This window comes from Kitasatospora sp. NPDC057198, from assembly GCF_042670125.1.
GTDB lineage: Bacteria > Actinomycetota > Actinomycetes > Streptomycetales > Streptomycetaceae > Kitasatospora.
In genome coordinates this window covers 1-5,123 of record NZ_JBHUWH010000527.1, presented here as the reverse complement: position 1 = coordinate 5,123, position 5,123 = coordinate 1, and the positions used below count along the sequence as shown (strand labels likewise).

At 72.0% G+C, this 5,123-nt stretch carries 3 protein-coding genes; all 3 read left to right on the top strand.

Annotated elements, in window-relative coordinates; translation table 11 throughout:
• Nucleotides 1-181: 181 nt before the first annotated feature.
• The 3 genes from pta (at nt 182) to pyk (ending at nt 5,071) form a co-directional block, all read left to right on the top strand.
• The gene (gene pta / locus ACFUEL_RS34710; protein WP_380241397.1) at nt 182-2,326 is read left to right on the top strand and encodes a phosphate acetyltransferase; all 2,145 of its coding nucleotides are present in this window, start codon (nt 182-184) and stop codon (nt 2,324-2,326) included.
• Nucleotides 2,323-3,528, top strand: a complete 1,206-nt coding sequence (locus tag ACFUEL_RS34705; protein ID WP_380241395.1) for an acetate kinase — start codon at nt 2,323-2,325, stop codon at nt 3,526-3,528. The genes pta and ACFUEL_RS34705 overlap by 4 nt, the downstream gene beginning before the upstream one ends.
• A gap of 112 nt (nt 3,529-3,640) precedes the next feature.
• Nucleotides 3,641-5,071 (top strand): pyruvate kinase, encoded by a 1,431-nt coding sequence (pyk, locus tag ACFUEL_RS34700; protein WP_380241393.1) that lies wholly within the window; start codon nt 3,641-3,643, stop codon nt 5,069-5,071.
• Nucleotides 5,072-5,123 lie beyond the last annotated feature (52 nt).

Below are 5,123 nucleotides of genomic sequence, written 5' to 3'. Positions count from 1 at the left end.
CCCCGGGCCGTACGACCGCCGCCCACCGCCCGCCCCTTCTCTCTCCCCTCCCCCTTCCCCCTCCCCCCTTCCCCCCGGACCCGTGCGGCGGTAGCCGCGGTGCCGCAGCGAGTTCCCCGTGTTGTACGAAGGTATGGTCGGTGTGACCGATGCCTGGGACGACCGGACGGAGAGCTCCACCGTGGCGCGCAGCGTGTACGTGACCGGGATCGACCGGGGGGACGGCCGGCAGGCCGTGGAACTCGGGGTCATGGAACTGCTCACCCGTCAGGTGGACCGGGTGGGCGTCTTCCGCCCGCTGGTGCACGTGCCGGACGGGGACGGGGCGGGCAGTGACCACGTGGTGGAGCTGCTGCGCAGCAGGTACCGGCTGGACCTGCCGGTGTCGGAGCTGTACGGGCTGACGTACGACGAGGCGGCGGCGCTGCAGGCGGCCCGCGGGCAGGACGAGCTGGTCTCGGCGCTGGTGGACCGCTTCCACCAGCTGGAGCGGCGCTGCCAGGCGGTGCTGGTGCTGGGCACCGACTTCTCGGAGACCAACATCCCGGACGAGCTGGCGTTCAACGCCCGGCTGGCGAACGAGTTCGGGGCGGGCGTGCTGCCGGTGGTCGGCGGGCGGCACGAGGACCCGCAGGCGGTGGTCGCGGAGGTCCGCAACGCGCACCGGGCGTACCGGGACCTGGGGTGCTCGATCCTGGCGATGGTGGCCAACCGCGTCCGGCCGGGGGCGAAGCAGCAGGTGCAGCGGGCGCTGACCGAGAAGCTGCCGGTGCCGGTGTACGTGATCCCGGAGGAGCCGGCGCTGGCCGCGCCGACGGTGGCGCAGCTGGTGGAGGCGACCGGCGCGACGGTGCTGCTGGGCGACGCGGCCGGGCTCTCCCGGGACGTGCGCACCTTCGTGTTCGGCGGGGCGATGCTGCCGACCTTCCTGAACGCGCTGACCGAGGGCGCGCTGGTGGTGACCCCGGGCGACCGGGCGGACCTGGTGATCGGGGCGCTGGCGGCGCACGCGGCGGGCTCGCCGCCGATCGCGGGCGTGCTGCTGACGCTCGGTCAGCACCCGGGCCCGAACGTGATGGCACTGGCCTCCCGGCTGGCCCCGGGCACGCCGGTGGCGGAGGTGACCGAGGACTCCTGGCTGACCGCGGCGGCGCTCACCCACCTGGAGGGCCGGATCGGGCCGAACAGCCCGCGGAAGGCCGAGATCGCCCTGGGCCTGTTCGAACTGCACGTGGACACCGCCGAGTTGACCAGCCGGATCGAGCTGAGCCGGTCCGAGCGGGTGACCCCGATGATGTTCGAGCACGCGCTGCTGGAGCGGGCCCGCGCGGACCGCCGGCACATCGTCCTGCCGGAGGGCGCCGAGGACCGGGTGCTGCGCGCCGCCGAGGTGCTGCTGCGCCGCAACATCTGCGACCTGACCCTGCTCGGCGACCCGGACGCGGTGCACCGCAGGCTCGCCGCGCTGGGCATCGAGTTCCCGCAGCCCGGCGACGCGGGCGCGCAGGCCCGGATCGTCGACCCGGCGGCCAGCCCGCTGCGCCAGCGCTTCGCCGAGCTGTACGCGAAGGCGCGGGCGCACAAGGGCATGACGGTGGAGCGGGCGCTGGACGTGGTCACCGACGTCTCGTACTTCGGCACCCTGATGGTGCAGGAGGGCATCGCGGACGGCATGGTCTCGGGCGCGGTGCACTCGACGGCGGCGACCATCCGCCCGGCCTTCGAGGTGATCAAGACCTCGCCGGGGGCGGCGATCGTCTCCTCGGTGTTCTTCATGTGCCTGGCCGACAAGGTGCTGGTGTACGGCGACTGCGCGGTCAACCCGGACCCGGACGCCCAGCAGCTGGCCGACATCGCGATCCAGTCGGCGGAGACGGCGGCCCAGTTCGGGGTGGAGCCGCGGGTGGCGATGCTGTCGTACTCGACCGGCACCTCGGGCAGCGGCGCGGACGTGGACAAGGTCCGCAAGGCCACCGAGCTGGTCCGCGCGCTGCGCCCGGACCTGCTGGTGGAGGGCCCGATCCAGTACGACGCGGCGGTGGACGCGCACGTCGCGGCGACCAAGCTGCCGGGTTCGGAGGTGGCCGGGCGGGCCACCGTGCTGGTCTTCCCGGACTTGAACACCGGCAACAACACGTACAAGGCGGTGCAGCGCTCGGCCGGGGCGATCGCGGTCGGGCCGGTGCTGCAGGGCCTGAACAAGCCGGTGAACGACCTGTCCCGGGGCGCCCTGGTGGAGGACATCGTCAACACCGTGGCGATCACCGCGATCCAGTCCCAGACCGCCGCCGAGACCGAGACCCCCGCCGCAGGAGGCGCGCTGTGACCACCGGTACCCGTGTCCTGGTGCTGAACGCCGGGTCGTCCTCGGTGAAGTACCAGCTGATCGACATGCTGGACGGGGCGAAGCTGGCGTCCGGCCTGGTCGAGCGGATCGGCGAGGAGCACGGCCGGCTGCTGCACCTGCCGCTGACCGGGGAGCCGCGCGAGACGCTGCGCCGCTTCGACGGGCACGGCCCGGCGCTGGACGCGGTCGCGGAGGAGCTGGCGGCGGACCTGATGGGCCTGGACTCGCCGGAGCTGGCGGCGATCGGCCACCGGGTGGTGCACGGCGGGCTGCGCTTCACCCGGCCGACGCTGGTCACCGACCCGGTGCTGGCCGAGATCCGCCGGCTGATCCCGGTCGCGCCGCTGCACAACCCGGCGAACATCACCGGCATCGAGGTGGCCCGGAGGCTGCGCCCGGACCTGCCGCAGGTCGCGGTGTTCGACACCGCGTTCCACGCCACGCTGCCCGAGCACGCGGCCCGCTACGCGATCGACCGGAAGACCGCCGACGAGCACCGGGTGCGCCGCTACGGCTTCCACGGCACCTCGCACCAGTACGTCTCGCGGGCCACCGCCCGGCTGCTCGGCCGGGACCCGGCGGAGCTGAACGTGATCGTGCTGCACCTGGGCAACGGCGCCTCGGCCTCCGCGGTGGCGGGCGGGGTGTGCGTGGAGACCTCGATGGGCCTGACCCCGCTGGAGGGCCTGGTGATGGGCACCCGTTCGGGCGACGCGGACCCGGGCCTGGTGTTCCACCTGCACCGGGTCGGCGGGATGGGCATCGACGAGATCGACGACCTGCTGAACCGGCGCAGCGGCCTGCTGGGCCTGTGCGGGGACAACGACATGCGCGAGGTGGTGCGCCGGGCCCAGGAGGGCGAGGAGGACGCCAAGCTGGCCTTCGACTCGTACGTGCACCGGATCCGGCGCTACCTGGGCGGCTACTACGCGGTGCTCGGGCGGGTGGACGCGGTGGCGTTCACCGCGGGGGTCGGGGAGAACTCCGCCGAGGTGCGGGCCGCGGTCTGTGCCAATCTGGAGGAGCTGGGCATTTCGGTCGACCCGGAACTGAACGCGGTGCGCTCCCGGGACGCCCGGACGGTCTCGCCGTCCTACTCGCGGGTCGCCGTCGCGGTGGTGCCGACCGACGAGGAGCTGGAGATCGCCCAGCAGACGTTCGCGCTGGTCCGCGCGGTGTAGGCCGGACGCGGGATGACTACCCGTCAGTATCCCACCCCTCGGAATGTTCGTTGGCGATATCTGACGATTCGAGCTGAATGCACCGATAACACGAACGGATAGACTGACGGATATGCGCCGAGCGAAAATTGTCTGCACCCTGGGTCCCGCGACGGACTCCTACGAACAGCTGAAGGCCATCGTCGAAGCGGGCATGAACGTCGCCCGCCTCAACATGAGCCACGGCTCCCACGCCGAGCACGAGGACCGGTACCGCCGCGTCCGCCAGGTCTCGGAGGACACCGGCCGCACCATCGGTGTGCTGGCCGACCTGCAGGGCCCCAAGATCCGTCTGGCGACCTTCGCCAACGGCCCGGTGACCGTTGACAACGGCGACACGTTCACCATCACCACCGAGGACGTCCCCGGTGACCAGCACATCTGCGGCACCACCTACAAGGGCCTGCCCGGCGACGTGAAGCCCGGCGACCCGATCCTGATCAACGACGGCGTCATCGCCCTGGAGGTCGTCAGCGTCGACGGCCCGCGGGTGAAGACCGTCGTGGTCGAGGGCGGCGTCCTCTCCAACAACAAGGGCATCAACCTGCCCGGCGCGGCGGTCAACGTCCCCGCGCTGTCCGAGAAGGACAAGGACGACCTGCGCTTCGCCCTGCAGCTGGGCGTCGACATGGTCGCGCTGTCCTTCGTCCGCAACGCCGCGGACATCGACGACGTGCACAAGGTCATGGACGAGGTCGGCATTCGTGTGCCGGTCATCGCCAAGATCGAGAAGCCGCAGGCCGTCGAGGCGATGGAGGAGATCGTCCTCGCCTTCGACGCGATCATGGTGGCCCGCGGCGACCTCGCGGTCGAGTACCCGCTGGAGAAGGTGCCGCTGGTCCAGAAGCAGCTGGTCACCCTGGCCCGCCGCAACGCCAAGCCGGTCATCGTCGCCACCCAGATGATGGAGTCGATGATCCACGCCTCGCGCCCCACCCGCGCCGAGGTCTCCGACGTCGCCAACGCCATCCTGGACGGCACGGACGCGGTCATGCTGTCCGCCGAGTCGAGCGTCGGCAAGTACCCGGTCGAGACCGTCAAGACCATGAGCAGGATCGCCGAGAAGGCCGAGGAGGAGCTGCTCTCGCAGGGCCTCCAGCCGCTCAACCCGGGCCGCAAGCCGCGCACCCAGGGCGGCTCGGTCGCCCGCGCCGCGTGCGAGCTGGGCGACTTCCTCGACGGCAAGGCGCTGGTCGCGTTCACCAAGTCCGGTGACACCGCGCGCCGGCTGTCCCGCTACCGCTCGCCGATCCCGGTGATCGCCTTCACCCCGGACGTCGCCACCCGCAACCAGCTCTCGCTGAGCTGGGGCGTCGAGGCGTACGTCTCGGAGCAGGTCGCCACCACCGACGAGATGGTCGAGCAGGTCGACCGCGAGCTGCTCAAGATGGGCCGCCTCGCCGAGGGCGACACCGTGATCGTCACCGCCGGCGTGCCGGTCGGCATCCCGGGCACCACCAACATGGTGCAGGTGCACCACCTGGGCGCCCGCTCGGACGGCTGAGCGCCGCGCAACGCCTGAACGCCTGAACGCCGCAGGGGCGGGACCCGAGGAC

Excerpts from the sequence above, each read along its gene's own strand:
- pyk (WP_380241393.1), top strand. The coding sequence starts at position 3,641 with ATGCGCCGAGCGAAAATTGTCTGCACCCTGGGTCCCGCGACGGACTCC.